Origin of the sequence: Pseudomonas sp. NFPP12 (assembly GCF_900103205.1) — a bacterium.
Lineage (GTDB): Bacteria > Pseudomonadota > Gammaproteobacteria > Pseudomonadales > Pseudomonadaceae > Aquipseudomonas > Aquipseudomonas protegens.
The window spans coordinates 860,163-882,799 of record NZ_FMWW01000001.1 but is presented as its reverse complement, the minus strand read 5'-3'; the positions used below and the strand labels follow the sequence as shown (position 1 = coordinate 882,799).

General features: G+C 64.4%; 18 protein-coding genes. 11 read left to right on the top strand and 7 right to left on the bottom strand.

Annotation, left to right across the window (positions count from 1 at the left end; translation table 11 throughout):
- Positions 1 to 3 precede the first annotated feature (3 nt).
- The 5 genes from BLS75_RS03835 to BLS75_RS03815 all read right to left on the bottom strand — a co-directional run bounded on the left by BLS75_RS03835 (position 4) and on the right by BLS75_RS03815 (position 6,052).
- Positions 4 to 1,131 carry an acyl-CoA dehydrogenase gene (locus tag BLS75_RS03835; protein WP_011061352.1) on the bottom strand — a complete coding sequence of 376 codons (1,128 nt, stop codon included), beginning with the start codon at positions 1,129 to 1,131 and terminating at the stop codon, positions 4 to 6.
- 12 nt (positions 1,132 to 1,143) lie between these two features.
- Entirely contained in the window at positions 1,144 to 2,334 is a 1,191-nt protein-coding gene (locus BLS75_RS03830) for an acetyl-CoA C-acyltransferase (protein WP_072450300.1), read from the bottom strand.
- A gap of 12 nt (positions 2,335 to 2,346) precedes the next feature.
- A complete protein-coding gene (locus BLS75_RS03825) occupies positions 2,347 to 3,108 on the bottom strand; it encodes an SDR family NAD(P)-dependent oxidoreductase (protein WP_072450299.1) in 762 nt (253 codons plus the stop codon).
- A 14-nt stretch (positions 3,109 to 3,122) separates the two neighbouring features.
- On the bottom strand, positions 3,123 to 4,787 hold the full coding sequence (locus tag BLS75_RS03820; RefSeq protein WP_072450298.1) for an AMP-binding protein: 1,665 nt from the start codon (positions 4,785 to 4,787) through the stop codon (positions 3,123 to 3,125).
- Positions 4,788 to 5,029: 242 nt separating this feature from the next.
- Complete coding sequence (locus BLS75_RS03815) at positions 5,030 to 6,052, bottom strand: AraC family transcriptional regulator (RefSeq protein WP_041120647.1); 1,023 nt, start codon at positions 6,050 to 6,052, stop codon at positions 5,030 to 5,032.
- 339 nt (positions 6,053 to 6,391) lie between these two features.
- On the opposite strand from BLS75_RS03815, the gene BLS75_RS03810 reads away from it, so the two are divergent.
- Positions 6,392 to 8,602, top strand: coding sequence for a TonB-dependent receptor (locus BLS75_RS03810; RefSeq protein ID WP_072450297.1), 2,211 nt, complete (start codon positions 6,392 to 6,394; stop codon positions 8,600 to 8,602).
- Here the strand turns inward: BLS75_RS03810 and BLS75_RS31975 are convergent.
- Positions 8,590 to 8,877 (bottom strand): hypothetical protein, encoded by a 288-nt coding sequence (locus tag BLS75_RS31975; protein WP_143031414.1) that lies wholly within the window; start codon positions 8,875 to 8,877, stop codon positions 8,590 to 8,592. The genes BLS75_RS03810 and BLS75_RS31975 overlap by 13 nt on opposite strands.
- Positions 8,878 to 8,970: 93 nt before the next feature.
- On the opposite strand from BLS75_RS31975, the gene BLS75_RS03805 reads away from it, so the two are divergent.
- From BLS75_RS03805 to BLS75_RS03775, 7 genes are all read left to right on the top strand, one after another.
- A complete protein-coding gene (locus BLS75_RS03805; RefSeq protein WP_239690648.1) occupies positions 8,971 to 10,242 on the top strand; it encodes an ABC transporter substrate-binding protein in 1,272 nt (423 codons plus the stop codon).
- Positions 10,243 to 10,399: 157 nt separating this feature from the next.
- Positions 10,400 to 11,326, top strand: a complete 927-nt coding sequence (locus BLS75_RS03800; RefSeq protein ID WP_011061358.1) for a carbohydrate ABC transporter permease — start codon at positions 10,400 to 10,402, stop codon at positions 11,324 to 11,326.
- Positions 11,327 to 11,336: 10 nt separating this feature from the next.
- Positions 11,337 to 12,167 (top strand): carbohydrate ABC transporter permease, encoded by an 831-nt coding sequence (locus BLS75_RS03795; RefSeq protein WP_072450565.1) that lies wholly within the window; start codon positions 11,337 to 11,339, stop codon positions 12,165 to 12,167.
- Between the two features lie 23 nt (positions 12,168 to 12,190).
- The gene (ugpC, locus tag BLS75_RS03790; RefSeq protein ID WP_019093974.1) at positions 12,191 to 13,294 is read left to right on the top strand and encodes an ABC transporter ATP-binding protein; all 1,104 of its coding nucleotides are present in this window, start codon (positions 12,191 to 12,193) and stop codon (positions 13,292 to 13,294) included.
- Positions 13,295 to 13,310: 16 nt separating this feature from the next.
- A complete protein-coding gene (locus BLS75_RS03785) occupies positions 13,311 to 14,792 on the top strand; it encodes a mannitol dehydrogenase family protein (RefSeq protein WP_011061361.1) in 1,482 nt (493 codons plus the stop codon).
- A gap of 181 nt (positions 14,793 to 14,973) precedes the next feature.
- Positions 14,974 to 16,470, top strand: a complete 1,497-nt coding sequence (gene xylB, locus BLS75_RS03780; RefSeq protein ID WP_065364091.1) for a xylulokinase — start codon at positions 14,974 to 14,976, stop codon at positions 16,468 to 16,470.
- Between the two features lie 13 nt (positions 16,471 to 16,483).
- On the top strand, positions 16,484 to 17,422 hold the full coding sequence (locus BLS75_RS03775) for a carbohydrate kinase family protein (protein ID WP_072450295.1): 939 nt from the start codon (positions 16,484 to 16,486) through the stop codon (positions 17,420 to 17,422).
- A 90-nt stretch (positions 17,423 to 17,512) separates the two neighbouring features.
- Here BLS75_RS03775 and BLS75_RS03770 read toward each other — a convergent pair whose 3' ends face one another.
- A complete protein-coding gene (locus BLS75_RS03770) occupies positions 17,513 to 18,814 on the bottom strand; it encodes an OprD family porin (protein ID WP_072450294.1) in 1,302 nt (433 codons plus the stop codon).
- Between the two features lie 643 nt (positions 18,815 to 19,457).
- Here BLS75_RS03770 and BLS75_RS03765 point away from each other — a divergent pair.
- The 3 genes from BLS75_RS03765 to BLS75_RS03755 are packed head-to-tail and all read left to right on the top strand — an operon-like array spanning position 19,458 to position 22,636.
- Entirely contained in the window at positions 19,458 to 20,810 is a 1,353-nt protein-coding gene (locus tag BLS75_RS03765; protein WP_011061365.1) for a UDP-glucose dehydrogenase family protein, read from the top strand.
- Positions 20,807 to 21,826: an NAD-dependent epimerase gene (locus tag BLS75_RS03760; protein ID WP_011061366.1), complete on the top strand. Its 1,020-nt coding sequence runs from the start codon at positions 20,807 to 20,809 to the stop codon at positions 21,824 to 21,826. The genes BLS75_RS03765 and BLS75_RS03760 overlap by 4 nt, the downstream gene beginning before the upstream one ends.
- Before the next feature lie 57 nt (positions 21,827 to 21,883).
- On the top strand, positions 21,884 to 22,636 hold the full coding sequence (locus BLS75_RS03755) for a sugar transferase (protein WP_019093969.1): 753 nt from the start codon (positions 21,884 to 21,886) through the stop codon (positions 22,634 to 22,636).
- Position 22,637: the final 1 nt, after the last annotated feature.

Sequence of the window (22,637 nt, the reverse complement as noted above, 5' to 3'; positions counted from 1 at the left end):
AAGTCAGAGATTGCGCGAAATGACCATGCGCTGAATGTCGCTGGTGCCTTCGTAGATCTGGCAGATGCGCACATCGCGGTAGATCCGCTCCACCGGGAAGTCGCTCAAATAGCCATAGCCGCCCAGGGTTTGCAAGGCCGCGGAACAGACCTTCTCGGCCATTTCCGAAGCGAACAGCTTGGCCATCGAGGCCTCCACCAGCGCCGGCTTGCCACTGTCGCGCAGGGCCGCGGCGTAGTGCACCATCTGCCGCGCCACGGCGATCTGGGTGGCCATGTCCGCCAGGCGGAAGGCCACGGCCTGGTGCTCGATGATCGGCTTGCCGAAGGTTTCGCGCTCGCGGGCGTAATCCCGTGCCGCTTCGAATGCGGCACGGGCCATGCCCACCGATTGCGAGGCAATGCCCACGCGCCCGCCTTCAAGGTTGGCCAGGGCGATCTTGTAGCCCTCGCCCTCCTCGCCCAGGCGGTTGGCCAGCGGCACCTTCACATCCTCGAAGAGGATCTGGCAGGTGTCGGAGGCGTGCTGGCCGAGCTTGTCCTCGATGCGCGCGACCTTATAGCCCGGCGAGTCGGTGGGCACGATAAAGGCACTGATGCCGCGCTTGCCGGCCGCCGGGTCGGTGACCGCGAACACGATCACCACCCCGGCGTTCTGCCCGGAGGTGATGAACTGCTTGCAGCCGTTGAGCACATAGTGGTCGCCGTCGCGGCGGGCCCGGGTTTTCAGGCTGCTGGCATCGGAGCCGGCCTGGGGTTCGGTCAGGGCGAAGGCGCCGAGCATGGCGCCACTGGCCAGGGGCTTGAGGAAGCGTTCCTTCTGGTCATCGTTGCCGAACTTGAGGATCGGCACGCAGCCCACCGAGTTGTGCACGCTCATGATGGTGGAACAGGCGCCATCACCGGCGGCGACTTCCTCCAGGGCCATGACATAGGCCAGGTAGCCGGTGTCGCACCCGCCCCACTGCTCGGGCACCAGCATGCCGAAGAAACCCAGCTCGGCCATCTCGGCAATGGCTTCCTTGGGAAAGCGGTGCTCGCGGTCCCAGTCGGCGGCGAAAGGCTTGAGGCGCTCCTGGGCGAATTGCCGGGCCGCGTCGCTGATCTGCAGTTGTTCGTCATTGGGCAACATCGGGATTCCTCGTTACAGGCATTCAACGGCCATGGCCGTGGCTTCACCACCGCCGATGCAGATCGCGGCCACGCCACGCTTGAGGCCTTTCTGGCGCAGGGCCGACAGCAGGGTCACCAGGATCCGCGCACCGGAAGCGCCGATCGGGTGGCCCAGGGCGCAAGCGCCGCCGTGCACGTTGACCTTGGCGTGGGGGATTTCCAGCTTGCTCATGGTGACCAGGCTGACCACGGCGAAGGCTTCGTTGATCTCGAACAGGTCGACCTCGTTCAACGACCAGCCGGTCTTCTTCATCAGCCGCTCGATGGCACCCACCGGGGCCACCGGGAACAGCCCGGGGGTATCGGCGAAGGCCGCGTGGCCGTGGATCACTGCCAGGGGCTTGAGGCCGCGCTTGTCAGCTTCGGAGCGGCGCATCAGCACCAGGGCCGCGGCGCCGTCGGAGATCGAGCTGGAGTTGGCCGCAGTCACGGTGCCAGCGTCGCGGAACGCCGGTTTCAAGGTGGGGATCTTGTCCAGCTTGGCCTTGGGCGGCTGCTCGTCGTCGCTGATCAGCTTCGACTCCTTGCCGACCATCACCTGCAGGGGAACGATCTCGTCCTTGAACAGGCCGTCCTTGATCGCCTGCTGGGCACGGGTCAGGGAAGCCACAGCGAAATCGTCCTGGGCCTGGCGGGTGAAGCCGTTGGCCTCGGCGCAATCCTCGGCGAAGGTGCCCATCAGGCGGCCCTTGTCGTAGGCGTCTTCCAGGCCGTCGAGGAACATATGGTCCAACACCTTGCCGTGGCCCATGCGGTAGCCGCTGCGAGCGCGGTCCAGCAGGTACGGGGCGTTGGACATGCTTTCCATGCCACCGGCGATCACCACCTCGGCACTGCCGGCCAACAGCATGTCGTGGGCCAGGATGGTGGCCTCCATGCCGGAGCCGCACATCTTGTTCAGGGTGGTGCAACGGGTGCCCTTGTCCAGGCCGGCGCCCAGGGCGGCCTGACGGGCCGGGGCCTGGCCGAGGCCGGCGGACAGCACGCAGCCGAACAGCACTTCTTCGACCGCCTGCGGTGCAATGCCGGCGCGCTGGACTGCGGCGCGAATGGCTTCGCTCCCCAGTTGCGGCGCGCTGAGGCCTTTGAGGTCCCCCTGGAAACCGCCCATGGGGGTACGGACGGCGCTGACGATGACAATCGGATCTTGGGCAATGGACATGATGAATCCTCCTTACTTGGCGGCCATGCGCAAGGCGCCGTCGAGACGGATCACCTCGCCGTTGAGCATGCTGTTTTCAATGATGTGCCGCACCAGCGCGGCGTACTCGGCGGGCTTGCCCAGGCGTGGCGGGAATGGCACGCCGGCGGCCAGGCCGGCCCGCACTTCGTCGCTCATGCCGGCCATCATCGGGGTTTCGAAAATACCCGGGGCGATGGTCATCACCCGGATGCCGAAGCGTGCCAGCTCCCGGGCCACCGGCAGGGTCAGGCTGGCGATGGCGCCCTTGGAGGCGGCGTAGGCCGCCTGGCCGATCTGCCCGTCGAAGGCGGCAATGGACGCCGTGTTGATGATCACCCCGCGCTCGCCGTCGGCATTGGCCGGGCTTTCGGCAATGGCTGCTGCTGCCAGGCGCAGCAGGTTGAAGCTGCCGATCAGGTTGACGTTGATCACCTGGCTGAAGCTGGCCAGGGCGTGGGGGCCGTTCTTGCCGAGGATTTTCTCGCCACGCACGATGCCGGCGCAGTTGACCAGGCCGTTGAGCCCGCCAAAGGCCTTGACCGTGGCCTGCACCGCCGCTTCGGCCGCGGCTTCCTGGCTGATGTCGGCCACCACGCTCTGGCAGCACAGCTGCTGGGCCTTGGCCGCCACGGCCTCGGCATTGAGGTCCACCAGCATCACCCTGGCGCCGGCGGCGACCAGCATTTCGGCGCTGGCGGCTCCCAGGCCGGAAGCGCCGCCACTGACGAGAAACACCTGGTTTGCAATGTCCATCATTCAAATCCTGTTCATGCGGTAGCTGTTGACGCCGCGGCCTCTTGAGCCTTGGCGATTTCCTGGTTGCGCAAGATAAAGCGCTGCAATTTGCCGCTTGGGGTCTTCGGCAATTCGCTGACAAATTCGATTTCACGGGGGTAGGAATGGGCCGCCAGGCGCTTGCGCACGTGCTGGCGCAGCTCCTCTGCCAGCTCATCGGTGGCGCGGTACTGCTCGCTGAGCACCACGAAGGCCTTGACCAGCTCGGTGCGTTCCGGATCGGGCTTGCCCACCACCGCCGCTTCCACCACGGCCGGGTGTTCGATCAGCGCGCTTTCCACGTCGAACGGGCCGACCCGGTAGCCGGAGGTGGTGATGACATCGTCGCTGCGGCCCACGAAGCTGATGCTGCCGTCCTGGTTCAGCTCCACGGTGTCGCCGCTTAAGTAGTAGTGGCCGACAAAGGCCTTGGTCGGCACCCCGGCGTAACCGGCGAACCAGCACATGGGTGACTGGCTGCGGTCGATGGCCAGAATCCCCGGCTGGCCGACGCCCAGTTCCTGATAGTGCTCATCGAGCACCACGATACGGTGGCCCGGCGAGGCAAAACCGGCGGCACCGACATGCACCGGGTGCTCCAGGCCGTGGTGGTTGCACAGCACCATGCCCAGCTCGGTCTGGCCGTAGTGGTCGTGGATCACCACGCCCAGTTGTTCGGCGAACCAGCGGATGACTTCGGGGTTGAGCGGCTCGCCGGCGCTGCTGACGATACGCAGGCGGCCCTTGATCGAACGGGCGAACTGGTCGCCGCCAGCGATCAGCAGGCGGTAGGCAGTGGGCGAACCGGTGAGGTTGGTGATGCCGTACTTGTTGATCACCCGGCAGGTGCTTTCCAGGGTGAAGGGGCCGTCGTAGAAGGTGATCGGGTGGCCCAGGCCCAAGGGGCCGGTGACGCCGAAGTAGATGCCGTAGGCCCAGCCCGGGTCGGCGACGTTCCAGAAGGCGTCTTCCGGGCGCAGGTCCACGGCGTCGCGGGTGTAGGCCTGGAACGCGACAATCGCTTTGAGCGGTACTTCCAGGGCTTTCGAGGGGCCGGTGGTGCCCGAGGTGAACATCAGCAGGAATGGGTCTTCGCCGGTCAGCAGCACGGGCTCGCACTGGGCCGGGTACTGTTCCAGCTCGGCCCAGAAGCTGAAATCGCCACGCACGATGCCCTGGCCCTTGGCGCCTGCGACCGTGACGATGGTCGGGCACTCGGCGACTTCCGCCAGCTTGGGCCGGTTCACCGCGTCGCTGACCACCAGCTTGGCCTTGGAGCTGTTGAGACGGTGCTCGATGGCCTTGGGGCCGAAGGCGGTGAACAGCGGCTGGTACACCGCGCCAATGCGCCAGGTGGCCAGCACCGTGATCAAGAGTTCGACATTGCGTGGCAGCAGCCCGGCGACCTTGTCGCCCTTGCCGACCCCCTGGGCCAGGAAGAAGTTGGCCAGGCGCCCGGCCTTGTCCTGCAGTTCAGTGAAGGTGTAGCTGGCGCTGCTGCCGTCCCGGCCTTCCCAGAACAGCGCGATGCGCCCGGGCAAGGCATGCCGGTCGCAGCACTCGACACAGGCATTGAGGGCTGAGAGCGAGCCCGCCAGGGCCGACTCCATGGTGTGCTGATAATCGAATTCCTTGATAGCAGACAGGTAGTTGCGCATTGCCAGAATCCCTCACTGTTCTTATTAGGATGGGAACCTCATGAAAATCAGGGAAATACTGGCGCCAGAGCCCTCGCGGAACAATGGTCAAAGCTATCAAGTTGCGTGACCGGTTTGGCCAAGAGCACGCCCCGTCACGGTTGGCGGCGGCACCTGAAATTACCGTAGGCGCTGGCTTGCCAGCGAAGGCGTCGTCTCGGGCGGTACAAGGCTTGCGGGCCTCTTCGCCGGCAAGCCGGCGCCTACGAGAGGTGCGGGTCGTTGAGGATCAGGCTGCGGTAATGCCCGGGGTTGGAACCGGACCATTTGCGAAAGGCCTTGTAGAACGAGCTGGTGTCGGCAAACCCCAGGCGCCCGGCAATCTCGGCAAAGCTGATCTGCGGCTCGGCCAGCCAGACAATCGCCAGTTCCTTGCGCACGCTGTCCTTGAGCGCCTGGTAGCTCTGGCCTTCTTCGGCCAGGCGCCGGCGCAGGGTCGAGGCGGACATGCACAGGCTCTGGGCCAGGCTTTCGCTCTCGGGCCACTGCTCCCCTGGCAGTTGCCGCAACTGCTGCTTGATGCGGCTGGCCAGGCTCTCGGGGTCGCGGTACTTGACCAGGATGTTGGCCGGGGCATGGGCCAGGAAGCGCTTGAGCTCTTCCTCGCTGCGCTTGATCGGCAGGTCCAGGCAGTCGGCGGCGATGATCATCCGTGTGCGCGGCCGCTCGAAACGCAGGTTGTCGGAGAACATCACCCGGTAGTCGTCGCAGAAATCCGGCTGCGGGCCGCGCAGCTCGATGGCCAGGATCGGAATGCGCCGGCCCGCCAACCAGCAGGCCACGCCATGGACAATCATCCAGTAGGTGAAGTAGGTAAAGGCCCGCCGCGGCTCGTGTTCATCCTCCAGCAGGACGATTTCCGCCAGGCTCTGCTGGTGCACCAGCTGCGCCGGCATGCGCTCGAACATCAGCGTCAGAAAGCCCAGCACCGAGTCCAACCCGCTGGCCAGGGTCGGCTGGGCCATGGCCGAGCGGCAGAGAAAGGCCAGGCTGCCGGACTTCAGGCGGCGCGGGTCCATGCCGAAGAACTCATCGTCCAGGCGCCGCGCCAGCAGGCGCCAGAGCCGTGCATAGGCACTGGCCGGCACCCGCGCCGTGCCCTGCTGCAGGCCCGCCGGGTCGATCCCGACCTTGTGCAGCACTTCATCGGTGGCGGCGCCCGGGGCGCAGCTTTGCAGCAGTGCCTCGCGCACCAGTTGCATGGAGATGGTGTCTTTTTCCGACATCGCGGCCAACGGTTTACTCAATCCTGGGATGGCCATCTTAGGCAGTGACCGGGAAAAAGCCAGTGGGCTTTGGCCCCCCCCCTGCATGCCCTTTGCCACTCTCCGCCAGCCAGGGCCCGGTAGCAGCGGACTGCGTCCGATGTTCAGAAGTAAACCCGAGACCACGCTGAAATGGTCGCCACCAGGACAAGATAAATACCCATAAGGAAGTGATTTATCCCAAGAATTGCTAGGAAAAGACTGAATGTAGCCAGGTCCGCATAAGCATCATTGAATGCGCAGTTATTAGGAATTAGTCTCGTTTGCGATTTGATCTCATCAAGCAAACGAGTGATTCCAATGAATAAAAAATCCCCACCTGCCTTGCCGCCACGCCACTTCCTGGCCTCCACCATCGGCTTCGCGATCGCCTCTGTACCAGGCGTTGGCGGCGCCGCAGAACAGCAGAAACCGCTGCAGCTGGACAGCATCAAGATCGAGACCGAAGAGCATCGCGGCTACAAGGTCGAGCGCTCGTCCTCCGCCAAATACGTCGCGCCTCTTCTGGATACCCCGCAAACCATTACCACGATCCCCTCCCAGGTGATCCAGGAGCAGCAGGCGCTGAACCTGCGCCAAGTGCTATCCAACGTCTCCGGCATCACCTTCAACGCCGGCGAAGGCGGCGGCGGCTCGGGAGACAGCATCAACATCCGCGGCTTTTCGGCCAACAGCAACCTACAGATCGACGGCCTGCGCGACAGCGCGCAAAGCAACCGTTCCGATACGTTCAACGTCGAACAGGTCGAGGTCATCAAGGGCCCCAACTCAGTATTCGGCGGTGCCGGCACCACTGGCGGCAGCATCAACGTGGCCAGCAAGCAGCCCAGGGACCAGGCTTTCACCCGTCTGGGCGGCAGTATTGGCAGCGACAACTACTACCGGTTGACCCTGGACGGCAACCAGCCGCTGGAAGGCGTCGGCACCAACAGTGCGCTGCGCATCAACCTCATGGGGCATCAGAACGATGTGCCCGACCGCGAGAAGATCGACCGCCAGCGCTGGGGCATTGCTCCGTCACTGCGGCTGGGTTTCAACGACACCACCCGCCTGACTCTCAGCGTTTTCCACCAAAGCGACGACAACCTTCCCGACTACGGCGTGCCGGCGCGCGACGGCAAGAGGCTGGCCGGCGTCAAGCGCGATGCCTACTTCGGCTGGAAGAACCTCGACAAGGAACAGATCGAGCAGAGCGCCTTCACCGCCAACTTCGAGCATGAGTTCAACAACTACCTGCGCCTGCAGAACTTGACGCGCTACAGCCACACCGCACGCGACACCATTGTCTCCGCGTCCCATACCAACACCAGCCGTGTCCCGCCGGGCCGCTACTTGCCGGCGGGCCCCCAGGCCTATGGGCGCGACGCTACCACCGAGATGTGGATCAACCAGAGCAACCTCATCGGCGATTTCGAGCTCGCCGGGATGCGCCATGATCTGACGGTGGGCCTGGAGCTGTCTCACGAAACCCTGGACCTGAAGACCTATAGTCACGGCCTGGGCAGCACCCTCTACCCGGCCCTCGGCTATGACCTGGGCCATCCACCCGGACGCTGGAATGGTCCGATCAGCAAGACCACCGGCGGCTACACCGAGACTCGCCTGACGGACCAGGCGCTGTACCTGTTCGACAACATCGCCCTGCATGAACAATGGGACCTCAACCTGGGCCTGCGCTATGACAAGATCCGCGGCAAGGCCGACAGCTACTCCGGGGCCCATGTGAAAACCTCGAAGCGCGCCTCCGATGACGCCAAGGTCAGCGCCCGCACGGGCCTGGTGTTCAAGCCAACCGAGAACGGGCGGGTCTATGCCGCCTGGGGCAACTCCTTCAACCCCTCCGCCGAGAACCTCGCCTCGACCGGCAGCGGCCTCAACGCCAATACCGAGGAACTGGCGCCGGAGAAGAACGAAACCTGGGAGCTGGGCACCAAGTGGGAACTGCTGGACAAGCGCCTGGAGCTGGACGCCGCGCTGTTTCGCGTGGAGAAGAGCAATGCCCGGGAAACCATGTCCGACGGTTCCACCCAACTGGCCGGCAAGAAGCGGGTACAGGGCGTCGAGCTGGGCCTCACGGGGCGTGTGACCGAGCATTGGAACCTGTTCGCCAACTACACCTTCCTCAACAGCGAGACCCTGAAGGCCGCGGACACCGCTTCCGGGATCGCCCGCAAGGGCCAAGCCCTGGGCAATACCCCACCGCGCTCGCTCAACCTCTGGACCACCTACGAATGGCCGGCTGGCTGGACCCTGGGTTACGGCACTCGTTATGTCAGCGAACGCAACGTCACCTCCAGCACCCAGGCCAAGCTGGACGCCTACTGGGTACACAACGCCATGCTCAGCTACAAGGTCAACCGCAATCTCGACCTGCAACTGAACGTCAATAACCTGTTCGACAAGGACTACGTGGAACGAGTACGCCAGCAGAGTGGCTCAACCGCCCGCTCCTCGGCCATCGAATACGGCGATGCACGCTCGGCGATCATGACAGCCAGCTATTCGTTCTGAACCACCCCTCCAGGCGAAGCCCTTTTGGCCAGGGCCTCGCCGCCGTTCTGCGCGGTTTTTCGCCCGGCAAGCCCGACTACGCAGCAAACCAATACGCAATTTTCTCGATTTTTCCCGGCAAGGCCGGACAAATCCTTGCCCAATGGCGGCTGGCGCCGGCCGAACGTTTTCAGTGCAGTGCAAAAAAGTATCGGTTTCAGTGTTATGGATGATTTGTCAGAGCGGTCGTTGAGGGCTGTAATCAGCCCACCTTCTTCCTCGGCAGAGGAAGACATAACAACAATAACCGTCCTTCTGCAGCCCTCACCGGCGCAGGACAGGAGTGAACGATGAAACCCTGCAGCAAAGCCCTGCTCCTCACCACCTGCATGACCCTCAGCAGCGTCACCCTTGGCGCCCAGACCCTGACCATCGCCACCGTCAACAACAGCGACATGATCCGCATGCAACGCCTGTCCAAGACCTTCGAGGCCGAGCACCCGGACATCAAGCTGAACTGGGTGGTGCTGGAAGAGAACGTGCTGCGCCAGCGCCTGACCACCGACATCGCCACCCAGGGCGGGCAATTCGACGTGCTCACCATCGGCATGTACGAAGCCGCACTCTGGGGCGCCAAGGGCTGGCTGCAACCGATGCAGGACCTGCCGGCCAGCTATGAGCTGGACGATGTCTTCCCTTCGGTGCGCGAGGGCCTGTCGGTCAAGGGCACTCTCTACGCCCTGCCGTTCTACGCCGAAAGCTCCATGACCTACTACCGCACCGACCTGTTCAAGGAGGCCGGCCTGAGCATGCCCGAGCAGCCGACCTGGGAGCAGATCGGCGAATTCGCAGCCAAGCTCAACAAGCCCGACCAGGAACAGTACGGCCTGTGCCTGCGGGGCAAGGCCGGCTGGGGCGAGAACATGGCCCTGATCACCACCCTGGCCAACAGCTATGGCGCACGCTGGTTCGATGAACAATGGAAGCCCGAGTTCACCGGGCCGGAATGGAAGAACGCCCTGACCTTCTATGTCGACAACATGAAGAAGTCCGGCCCGCCCGGGGCTTCGAGCAACGGTTTCAACGAAAACCTGGCGCTGTTCAACAGCGGCAAGTGCGCGATCTGGGTCGACGCCAGCGTGGCCGGCTCTTTCGTCACCGACAAGAGCCAGAGCAAGGTCGCCGACCATGTGGGCTTCACCTACGCGCCGCACCAGGTCACTAACAAGGGCAGCGCCTGGCTGTACTCATGGTCCCTGGCGATCCCCGCCAGTTCCAAGGCCAAGGACGCCGCCAAGACCTTCAGTGCCTGGGCCACTTCCAAGCAGTACGCGGCCCTGGTGGCCGAGAAGGATGGCATCGCCAATGTGCCGCCGGGCACCCGCGCCTCCACCTACAGCGAGGCCTACATGCAGGCCGCGCCGTTCGCCAGGGTCACCCTGGAATCGCTGAAGGTCGCCGACCCGAGCAAGCCCACCCTAAAGCCCGTGCCCTACGTCGGCATCCAACTGGTGACCATCCCCGAGTTCCAGGCCATTGGCACCCAGGTCGGCAAGTTGTTTTCCGCCGCCCTGATCGGCCAGACCACGGTGGACCAGGCCCTGGCGGCCGCGCAGCAGAGCACCGAACGGGAAATGAAACGCGCCGGCTACCCGAAATAACCCGGCTCTCCCTGTAGGAGCCGGCTTGCCGGCGAAGAGACCCTTGTGTCTTGCGCAGTGTTCAAGGGCGCCTTCGCTGGCAAGCCAGCACCTACGGGCAGCCCGGCCGTGCCAGCGCCGTGTCGCGCCCCCTTGTACCCAACTGGTTGTGACCCTTATGAATACCTCGACTGCCAAGCTGCATGTGCAACCGCAGGCGGCGCCTCGCAAAAGCCGCCTGGCCAACCCCGGCTGGTTCCTGGTCAGCCCCTCGGTGGCGCTGTTGCTGCTGTGGATGATCGTGCCCCTGGGCATGACCCTGTACTTTTCAGTGATCCGCTACAACCTGCTGTACCCCGGCGAGAACCAGTTCGTCGGCCTGGAGAACTTCAGCTACTTCCTCAGTGATTCGGGCTTTGTGCCCGGGGCCACCAACACCCTGTTGCTGGTGGGCAGCGTACTGCTGATCAGCGTGGTGTTCGGGGTACTGATCAGCGCCCTGCTGGAGGCCAGCGAGTTCCTCGGCCGGGGCATCGTCCGGGTGCTGCTGATCTCGCCGTTCTTCATCATGCCCACGGTGGGCGCGCTGATCTGGAAGAACCTGATCTTCCACCCGGTGTCGGGGATCCTCGCCGCGCTGTGGAAACTGTTCGGCGCCCAGCCGGTGGACTGGCTGGCGCACTACCCGCTGCTGTCGATCATCGTCATCGTTTCCTGGCAGTGGCTGCCGTTCGCCATCCTGATCCTGATGACCGCCATGCAGTCCCTGGACCAGGAACAAAAGGAAGCCGCGCGCCTCGATGGTGCCGGGCCCATCGCCATCTTCTGGCACCTGACCCTGCCGCACCTGGCCCGGCCGATTGCCGTGGTGGTGATGATCGAGACCATCTTCCTGCTGTCGGTGTTCGCCGAGATCTTCACCACCACCAACGGCGGCCCGGGCTATGCCTCCACCAACCTGGCGTACCTGATCTACAACCAGGCCCTGGTGCAGTTCGACGTCGGCATGGCTTCGGCCGGCGGGCTGATCGCCGTGGTCATCGCCAACATCGCCGCGATCATCCTGGTGCGGATGATCGGCAAAAACCTGACTGACCAGAGCTGAGGTGGCCGCCATGACCCTGCAACAATTCCGACGCCTGCAAAGCCTGCTACTGGGCACCCTGGCCTGGGCCATCGCGATCCTGATCTTCTTCCCGATCTTCTGGATGGTGCTGACCAGCTTCAAGAGCGAGATCGACGCCTTTGCCACGCCGCCGCAATTCATCTTCACGCCAACGCTCGAGAACTACCTGCACATCAACGAGCGCAGCAACTACCTGGCCTTCGCCTGGAACTCGGTGGTGATTTCCTTCAGCGCGACCGCCCTGTGCCTGCTGATCGCGGTGCCGGCGGCCTACTCCATGGCCTTCTTTGAAACCCGCAACACCAAGCGCACCCTGCTGTGGATGCTCTCCACCAAGATGCTGCCGCCGGTGGGCGTGCTGATGCCCATCTACCTGCTGGCCAAGAGCTTCGGCCTGCTGGATACGCGCATCGCGCTGATCGTGATCTACACCCTGATCAACCTGCCGATCGTGGTGTGGATGGTTTACACCTACTTCAAGGACATCCCCCGGGACATCCTCGAAGCCGCCCGCCTGGACGGCGCCACACTGGCCCAGGAAATGCTGCGGGTGCTGATGCCCATCGCCAAGGGTGGCCTGGCCTCCACTGCACTGCTGTCGCTGATCCTGTGCTGGAACGAGGCCTTCTGGTCGCTGAACCTGACCTCTTCCAACGCCGCCCCGCTGACCGCGCTGATCGCCTCCTACTCCAGCCCCGAAGGGCTGTTCTGGGCCAAGCTCTCGGCGGTCTCGACCCTGGCCTGCGCGCCGATCCTGATCTTCGGCTGGATCAGCCAGAAGCAGTTGGTGCGCGGCCTGTCCTTTGGCGCGGTGAAGTAACTCTGAAATTGCGGAGACATCCCATGGCTCACCTGAAAATCAACAACCTGCAAAAAGGCTTCGAAGGCTTCGACATCATCAAGGGCATCGACCTTGAGGTGAACGACAAGGAGTTCGTGGTCTTCGTCGGCCCCTCGGGCTGCGGCAAGTCCACCCTGCTGCGGCTGATCGCCGGGCTGGAGGAAGTCAGCGGCGGCAGCATCGAGCTGGACGGTCGCGACATCACCGAAGTCAGCCCGGCCAAGCGCGACCTGGCCATGGTGTTCCAGACCTACGCCCTGTACCCGCACATGAGTGTGCGCAAGAACATGTCCTTCGCCCTGGACCTGGCGGGGGTCGACAAGGCCCTGGTGCAGCAGAAGGTCGACGAAGCGGCGCGCATCCTGGAACTGGGGCCGATGCTCGAACGCAAGCCCAAGCAACTGTCCGGCGGCCAGCGCCAGCGCGTGGCCATTGGCCGGGCCATTGTGCGCAACCCGAAGATCTTCCTGTTCGACGAGCCGCTGTCCAACCTCGATGCCGCCCTGCGGGTACAGATGCGCCTGGAACTGGCGCGCCTGCACAAGGAACTGCAGGCCACCATGATCTACGTGACCCACGACCAGGTGGAAGCCATGACCCTGGCAGACAAGGTGGTGGTGCTCAATGGTGGCCGGGTGGAACAGGTGGGCTCGCCCCTGGAGCTCTACCATCGCCCGGCCAACCTGTTTGTCGCAGGCTTTCTCGGCACGCCGAAGATGGGCTTTCTCAAGGGCCGCATCAGCCACGTCGATGGCCAGGGCTGCGAGGTCCAGCTGGATGCCGGGGCACGCCTGCGCCTGGAGCAGAGCGGTGCGCAACTGAGCCCGGGCAGCGAGGTGACCCTGGGCATCCGTCCCGAGCATCTGGAGCTGGGCGAGCCCGGCCCGGGCAGCCTGGCAGTCACCAGCGACGTGGCCGAGCGCCTGGGCAGCGACACCTTCTGCCATGTCCGCAGCAGCTGCGGTGAAGCCCTGACCCTGCGTATCCGCGGTGACCTGGCGAGCCGCTACGGCGAACAGCTGCACCTGCACCTGGCCCCCCAGCACTGCCATCTATTCGATGCCCAGGGGGTCGCCGTGTCCCGCCCCCTGCGCGCCGCCGCCTGATCCCAGAGAGCCCTGCATGAAACTCAAACGCTTGAACCTCAGCCAACTGCCGCCCCAGGTGCGGGTACCCGCCTACACCGTCACCGCCACCCGCCAGGGCATCGCGCACATTGGCGTCGGCGGCTTTCACCGGGCCCACCAGGCCTATTACACCGATGCCCTGATGAACCTGGGCCAGGGCCTGGACTGGAGCATCTGCGGGGTCGGCCTGCGCTCCGAAGACCGCCGCGCGCGGGACGATCTGGCCGGCCAGGACTACCTCTACACCCTGTACGAGCTGGGCGATGGCGACGGCCACGAGGTGCGGGTGATCGGCGCCATCAGCCAGATGCTGCTGGCCGAGGACGACGCCCAGGCGCTGATCGACAAGCTGGCCAGCCCGGAGATCCGCATCGTCTCCCTGACCATCACCGAGGGCGGCTACTGCATCGACGACAGCACGGGCGAGTTCATGCTGCACCTGCCGCAGATCCAGCACGACCTGGCCCATCCGCAACAGCCGCGCACGGTATTCGGCTTTCTCTGCGCGGCCCTGGCCCTGCGCCGGGCCGCGGGGATCCCGGCCTTTACCCTGATGTCCTGTGACAACCTGCCCCACAACGGCGCGGTGACCCGCAAGGCGCTGCTGGCCTTCGCCGCCCGCCGCGACGCCGACCTGCATGACTGGATCGAGCGCCACGTGAGCTTTCCCAACGCCATGGTCGACCGCATCACTCCCATGACCAGCACCGCCCACCGCCTGCAGCTGCACGATGAACACGGCATCGACGATGCCTGGCCGGTCGTCTGCGAGCCCTTTGTGCAGTGGGTCCTGGAAGACAAGTTCTGCAACGGCCGGCCGGCCTGGGAACAGGTCGGCGTGCAGTTCACCGACGACGTCACGCCCTATGAAGAGATGAAGATCAAGCTGCTCAACGGCAGCCACCTGGCCCTGACCTACCTGGGCTTTCTCAAGGGCTACCGCTTCGTCCACGAAACCATGAACGACCCGCTGTTCGTCGCCTACATGCGCGCCTACATGGACCTGGACGTAACCCCGCAACTGGCGCCGGTACCGGGCATCGACCTGGCGGCCTACAAGGACACCCTGGTCCAGCGCTTCTCCAACCAGGCGATCGCCGACCAGCTGGAGCGGGTGTGCAGCGACGGTTCGTCGAAGTTTCCCAAGTTCACCGTGCCTACCATCAACCGGCTGATCGCCGATGGCCGTGATACCGAGCGTGCGGCCCTGGTGGTGGCGGCCTGGGCCCTGTACCTCAAGGGCGTGGACGAGAATGGCCTGAGCTACCGGGTTCCCGACCCGCGGGCCGAGTTCTGCCAGGCCCTGGTGGCCGACGATACCTTGCTGACCCAACGTTTGCTGGCGGTGGAAGAAATCTTCGGCTCGGCGATTCCCCATTCCAGCGCGTTTGTCGATGCTTTCGAGCGCTGCTTCAACAGCTTGCGCGAACATGGCGTGAGCAAGACGCTGGAGCGGTTGTTGGCCAGGCCCGTGTAGCCGCTGCCGCAGGCTGCGAACGGCCTGGGCGGCACTGCGTCGAAGGAGATGCGGCGATTACAAGGACGCTGCAGGTTCGGCTGCAGATCGCCAGGCAAGGACCTGCGGGCCTTAGCGCAGCCTCGCCTCAGGCTCGGCAGCGGCTACAGCTCGACAGTAATCACCCACACCAGGAGCGACGATGACTCAACCCGCGCTTTTTCTCGGCCTCGACTGCGGCACCCAGGGCACCAAGGCGCTGATCCTCGACAGCCGGAGCGGCACCGTCCTGGGCCGGGGCGCTGCGCCCCACAGCCTGATCAGCGGCGCCAATGGCTGCCGCGAACAGGATCCCGCGCAGTGGCTGCAAGCCTGCACCAGCGCCACCCGGCAGGCCTTGCAGGCGGCCGGGGTGGATGGCCGGCAGGTGCTCGGTGTCGGGGTTTGCGGCCAGCAGCACGGTCTGGTGCTGCTGGATGACCAGGGCCAGGTGCTGCGCCCGGCCAAGCTGTGGTGCGATACCCAAAGCAGCGCCGAAAACCAGCGCCTGCTGGACTGGCTGGGGGGCACCCAGGGCTCCCTGGAGCGCCTGGGGCTGGCCATTGCCCCGGGCTACACGGTGTCAAAGCTGCTCTGGACCCGGGAGCAGCATCCGGAGCTGTTCCAGCGCATTGCGCATATCCTGCTGCCCCACGACTACCTCAATTTCTGGCTGACCGGGCGCTGCTGCAGCGAGTACGGCGATGCCTCGGGCAGCGGCTATTTCGATGTGCGCAGGCGCGACTGGGACCGCGCCCTGCTGGCCCATATCGACCCCAGCGGGCGCCTGGAGCGGGCCTTGCCGCCGTTGCTCGAAGCGCACCAGCCTGTGGGCCGGATCCTTGCGCCGGTCGCCCGGCAACTGGGGATCAGCGCGGATGCCTGGGTGGCCAGCGGCGGTGGCGACAACATGCTGGGGGCCATCGGCACCGGCAATATCCAGCCCGGAATCATCACCATGAGCCTGGGCTCCTCCGGCACCGTGTATGCCTACGCCGAGCGCCCGCTGATCAGCCCCGAGCCTTCGGTGGCGACCTTCTGTTCGTCCAGCGGTGGCTGGCTGCCGCTGATCTGCACCATGAACCTGACCAACGCCACCACCCTGGTGCGCGAACTGCTGGGCCTGGACCTTGCCGCTTTCAACCAGCGCCTGGAGCAGGCCCCCATCGGGGCCGAGGGGCTGTGCCTGCTGCCGTTCTTCAACGGCGAGCGAGTGCCCGCCCTGCCCCAGGCCCAGGGCAGCCTGCACGGCATGACCCTGGACAACCTGACCCCGGCCAACCTGTGCCGCGCGGTGGTGGAAGGCACCACCTTCGGTTTGCGCTACGGCCTCGACCTGTTGCGCGCAGCGGGCCTGCACAGCCAGAGCATCCGGCTGATCGGCGGCGGTGCGAAAAGCCTGCTGTGGCGGCAGATGGTCGCCGATATCATGCATGCCCCGGTGATCTGCCCCCGCGAGGCCGAAGCCGCCGCATTGGGCGCGGCGATCCAGGCAGCCTGGTGCCATGGCCGGCAGGACGATCCGGACCTGGACCTGCAACAACTCTGCGAGCGCTGCGTGCGCCTCGACCCGGGCAGCGAAACCCAGCCCCGGGCCGAACACGTGGCGGCCTACGAACCGGTGTACCAGCGCTATCGACAGCAACTGGCAAGCCTTTGAAGAGCGAATGACTATGTATCTGGTGTGTGGCGAAGCGCTGTTCGACTTTTTCAGCGCGGATGAGGCCGGGGCCCCGGCCAGTAAAGTGGCGTTCCAGGCGATCGCCGGGGGCTCGCCGTTCAACGTGGCGGTGGGCCTGCGCCGCCTGGGCGTCGATGTCGCCCTGCTGGCCGGGCTGTCCCGGGACTACCTGGGCCAGCGCCTGCGGCGGGTGCTGGAAAACGAAGGCGTGGATACCCGCTACCTGCGGGAATTCGACGCCCCCACCACCCTGGCCATGGTGGCCGTGGGCGCCGATGGCTCGCCCCACTACAGCTTTCGCGGCGAGGGCTGTGCCGATCGCCAGTTGCAAGAAGAGCACCTGCCGCAGCTCGACGCACAGGTGCGCGGGCTGCATATCGGCTCGTTTGCCCTGGTGGTGCAGCCGATTGCCGATACCTTGCTGGCCCTGGTGCGCCGTGAGCGCGGGCAGCGGCTGATCAGCCTGGACCCCAACGTACGGCTCAACCCGCAGCCGGATATCCAGCTGTGGCGCCAGCGCATCGCCGAACTGGCCGGCCATGCCGACCTGATCAAGGTCAGCGACGAAGACCTGGCCCAGCTGTACCCCGGGCAGGCGCCCGAGACGCTGATCCGGGGTTGGCTGCAAGGCAATGCCCGGCTGGTGTTCCTGACCCGTGGCAGCCAGGGGGCGACGGTGTTCAGCCGTGGGCATGGCAACTGGTCGGTGGACGCGCCCCGGGTGGAGGTTGCCGACACCGTGGGCGCCGGGGATACCTTCCAGGCTGCGCTGATCACCTGGCTGACCGAACAGGGCCTGGATTCCCCCCAGGGCCTTGAACAGCTCGATCGCGAACAGACCGACGCCCTGCTGCGTTTCGCCGTCAACGCCGCGGCCCAGACCTGCACCCGCACCGGCCCGGACCTGCCGTACCGGCATCAACTCCCGTAGCCGCCGGCTTGCCGGCGAAGAGGCCCGCAAGCCTTGCGCAATTGCGGCTACCGCCTTCGCTGGCCAGCCAGCTTCTACCAGAGTCGTCGGTCAGAGCAGCGAGAAGTTGTAGCTGACGATCAGGCGGGTTTCGTCCATGTCGCGGGCGATCTTCTGGTAGTTGCTGCGGTAGGTGGCGTTGCGCAGGCGCAGGCTCACGTCCTTGAAGGTGCCGCTCTGCACCACGTACTTGAGCTCGCTGTCGCGCTCCCATTCGCGGCCTTCTCGCAGGCTGCCCGGGACCTTGATGTGGTCGCCGCTGACGTAGCGGGTCAGGAAGCTCAAGCCGTTGAGGCCAATGGCCTTGAAGTCATAGTCATAGCGCAGTTGCCAGGAACGCTCCTGGATCGCAGCGAAGTCGTTGACCTGCACGTAGTTCACCAGGTACGGGTTGCTGCCATCCAGGTAAGGCATGGAGTTGTCGCCGTACATGCGCTGCCAGCCGGCACTGAACACGTGCCCGGCCACGCTGTAGCCGAGCATGCTGCTCAGGGCGCGGTTATCGATGCCGCCGGCGCGCTCGGCGCCGGTGTCGGCACTCTTGAGCAGGCGCAGGTCGCCTTTGAGCACCCCGGGCCCCAGGGGCTGGTTGGCCAGCAGGCCGACAAAATGCTGACGGTAGATGTCTTCCAGCTCGGCGTAGTGGTACTGGCCGGTCAGGCGATCGTTGAACTTGTAGTCCACCCCATAGGTGTCGAAGTGATCCGCCGTGGTGTTGCAGGCGTAGCGCTTGTTCTTGCAGTGCACGCGGATGTCCTGGGCATCGCTGGAGTCCCGCGCGGTGTAGCGGTTCAAGCGGGCCGCGGTCAGGGTCAGGTCCTTGACCTCCCGGGAAGTCAGCACCGCGCCGTTGAACATGGTGGGCAGCAGGCGCCCGTCGTTGTACTTGAGCAGTGGCAGGTCCGGCAACTGGGCGCCGTACTTGAATACCGTCTGCGAGACCCGGACCTTGGCGGTCAACCCCAGCTTGGCGTACTGGTCCGCCGAGCCCCGCGGGTCGTGACCGCTGGAGGGCAGCAGGCCGCTGTTGCTGCGGTCGGGGCTGGAGTCGAGCTTGATCCCCAGCATGCCCAGGGCATCCAGGCCGAAACCCACGGTGCCCTCGGTGTAGCCCGATTGCAGGTTGAGAATAAAACCCTGGGCCGATTCTTCACGCTTGGATGCGCCCTGGTCGGTGCTGGTGTGGCCGTCGCGAAAGTCCCGGTTGAAGTAGATCGTGCGCGATTCCAGCTTGGCGCTGCTGTCTTCGAAAAAACCCTCCGCATTGGCCAGGGGGGCAAAACCCGCGCACAGCACGGCAGCGCCGAGGCCCAGCAATGGGCACGGATTGAGTAAGGGGAAAGGGGGACGCATGAACAGGCTCCAGCAGCAAATCAGTGACGCGAGGTAAAGAAAAAGACCCAGGTGAAATTCATCCAGCGAATCTGTGGTCGCCAGCTGAATTGATTGAATCAATGAAGACCGGCAATGATGGCAGATAGCCCCTACCCTCCCAACCCGACTTTAGTCTGACGCCCGCCTGGTCATAACCGGCGCTACCCGTCCCGCCTTGCCAGCCATATCTTTGAAAAAACCGATCAATTTCAACAGTTTTCAAGCTGCAGAAAAGCGTCAAAAAAACTGTCCGACTGCTCAGCTTCGCCTTCGGAACCCAGGCTGCCGTAGCAGGTAATATCAAAAAGGCATTAGCTTTTCGTCTCACCGCACTACCGTTCGTCGGTTTTTTCAGTCATTTATTAACAAAAACCAACTATTTGACGCTTTCCATGATGATCATAATGAATAAGCTTAACTAATTGTTTTTAAACATTATTTTATGAATCGAAAAATAAAAAAACACAGCTGTCATTTATGTAACACAGCAAAACGTCAATTAAACGTCTCGCTGTTATGGTAGTGTCAAAAAAAGAGCGTGATAGCGGCAATGTGCCATACGCCTTTTCAGAAGGTGAGAACCACCCTCACCCCAACACTCATCATGGACGAGGTCGTTCCCTTGGAAGTCAGCGTTTTTGGTACTGGCTATGTTGGCCTGGTGCAAGCAGTTGCCCTGGCCGATGTCGGGCATAACGTGGTCTGTGTCGATATCGACAGCCACAAGATCGCCCAGCTGCAACGTTCTATTCCGCCGATTCACGAGCCGGGCCTGGCGACCCTGATCGAAGAGAATCAAAAGGCCGGCCGATTGCACTTCACCACCCAGGCCAGCGATGCAGTGGGCCACGGCAAGGTGATTTTCATCGCGGTCGGCACTCCCTCCAACGAAGACGGCTCCGCCGACCTCGACCATGTCCTGGCGGTGGCGCGCAACATTGCCTGCCTGATGTTCAGCGACAAGACCCTGGTGATCAAATCCACGGTGCCGGTGGGCACCGCCGATCTGGTGATCGAGACCGTCGCCGAACAACTGGCGGACCTGGGCAAATCCGAGCTGCGGGTGCACGTGGTCTCCAACCCGGAGTTCCTCAAGGAAGGCTCGGCCGTGGCCGACTGCATGCGCCCGGACCGGATCATCGTCGGTTGCGCCGACGACCTGCCCCGCCAGCAGTTGAGCGAGCTATACGCGCCCTTCAACCACAACCATGACCGCCTGATGTTCATGGACAACCGCAGCGCCGAGCTGGTCAAGTACGCGGCCAACGCGATGCTCGCCACTCGTATCAGCTTCATGAACGAGATGGCCAACCTGGCGGAACGCCTGGGGGTGGACATCAATGCCGTGCGCAAGGGCATCGGTGCCGACCCGCGCATTGGCTACCACTTCATCTACCCCGGCGCCGGCTTCGGCGGCTCGTGCTTCCCCAAGGACCTGCGGGCGCTGATCCACACCGCAGAAAGCCACGGGCTGGAACCGCACATGCTCAAGACCGTGCGCGACGTCAATGAGCAGCAGCGCCATGTGCTGTTTCGCAAGCTCAAGGCGCACCTGGGGGACAACCTGCAGGGCAAGGTCATCGCGCTCTGGGGCCTGGCCTTCAAGCCCAACACCGACGACATGCGCGAAGCCACCAGCCGCTACCTGATGCAGGCACTGTGGGAGGCCGGGGCCAAGGTCCAGGCCTACGACCCGGAAGCCATGACCGAATGCCGGCGCCTGTACGGCTACCGCGATGACCTGCAACTGTGTGCCACCCGTGACGACACCCTGCAAGGCGCCGACGCGCTGGTGATCTGCACCGAATGGAAGGCCTTTCGCGTGGTGGACTTCACGCTGCTGCGCGAGACCCTCAGGGATCGCCTGGTGGTCGACGGCCGCAACCTCTACAACCCACAACAGGCAGCGGATGCCGGCCTGCATTACCTGAGCATCGGCCTGCCCTACCGTGTACCGGAGGCATTGCGCGCATGAATATCCTGATCACCGGGGCCGCCGGATTCATCGGCGCCCATACCGCACTGCGTTTGCTCAAGGATGGGCACCAGGTCACCGGGCTGGATAATTTCAACGACTACTACGACCCCCAGCTCAAGCGCGACCGGGTGCGCTGGGTGGAACGCCAGGTAGGGCACTTTCCCCTGCAGCGCCTGGACCTGGCCGACAGCGAGGGCCTGGAACGGCTGTTCGCCGAAGTACGGCCCCAGGTGGTGATCAACCTCGCCGCCCAGGCCGGGGTGCGCTATTCCCTGGAAAACCCCAAGGCCTACCTGGACAGCAACCTCAGCGGTTTCCTCAACCTGCTGGAGATGTGCCGGCGCTACCCGGTGCAGCACCTGATCTACGCCTCGTCCAGTTCGGTGTACGGGGCCAACCAGCAGACCCCGTACAAGGTCAGTGACAACGTCGACCACCCGCTGTCGCTGTATGCGGCCAGCAAGAAAGCCAACGAGCTGATGGCCCACAGCTACAGCCACCTGTTCGGCGTGCCCGCCACCGGCCTGCGCTTCTTCACGGTGTACGGCCCCTGGGGCCGGCCGGACATGTCGCCGATCCTGTTCGCCGACGCCATCAGCCAGGGCCGGCCGCTGAAACTGTTCAACTACGGCATGCACCAGCGCGACTTCACCTACATCGACGACATCGTCGAATCCCTGGTGCGCCTGCTGGGCAAGCCGCCAGTGCGCGATCCGCTGTGGGACCGGGAACAGCCGGACCCGTCCACCAGCATGGCGCCCTGGCGCCTGTTCAACATCGGCGGCCAGCGCCCGGTGGAGCTCAAGGACTACGTGGCGACCCTGGAAAAACTCCTCGGCCACAAGGCCCAGGTGGAATACCTGCCGCTGCAGCCCGGCGATGTGCTCAACACCTGCGCGGATGTCAGCGCCCTGGAAAACCTCACCGGTTTCGGCCCCCAGGTGCCCCTGGAGGAAGGCCTGCGCGAGTTCGTCCAGTGGTACCTGAGCTACTACCCGGGCGCGGCGTCCTGAGCCGCGACAGCCGAACGTTTTTACCCAACCCCTGCAATGGAAGTATTCCCGGTGGATATGGATAGACCTCTCTCATCGCCCGCAACCGAGGTGCCCGCCCCGCTGCACATCGACCGGCGCAACGACCCGTTCCGGCGCAAGGTCCAGGCCGCCATCGACCTGCAACAGCACGGCTGGATCACCGGCCGCGACGGCGGGCGGCCCTGGACCTTGTCGCGCAGCAAGCGCCTGACCTCGGCGCTTCTGGCCGCGGTGCTGCTGGTGCTGCTGTCGCCGGTGCTGCTGGTCGTGGCCTTGCTGATCAAGCTCACCAGCCCCGGCCCTGTGTTCTTCGTGCAGTTGCGCACCGGTTTTCGCGGCCGGCGCTTCGGCATGTACAAGTTCCGCACCATGGTGGTCAATGCCGAGGCCCTGAAGGATTCGGTGCGCCACCTGAACAAGCACGGCGCCGACTCGGTGGATTTCAAGATCGACCGCGACCCGCGGATCACTGGAATCGGCGGTTTCCTGCGCCGTACCAGCCTCGACGAGCTGCCCAACCTGATCAACGTGGTGCTCGGCCAGATGCGCATCGTCGGCCCGCGCCCCACCTCGTTCCATGCCCAGACCTACAAGGAACACCACCTCGGCCGCCTGAGCATCTACCCGGGGATCACCGGCCTGTGGCAGGTCTCCGGGCGCAGCGACGTGGATTTCGACGGCCGCGTGACCCTCGACATGACCTACATCTTCCAGCAGAGCCCCTGGCTCGACCTGAAGATCCTGATCAAAACCCCTTTCAAGGTCCTCAATGGCCACGGAGCAAGTTGAA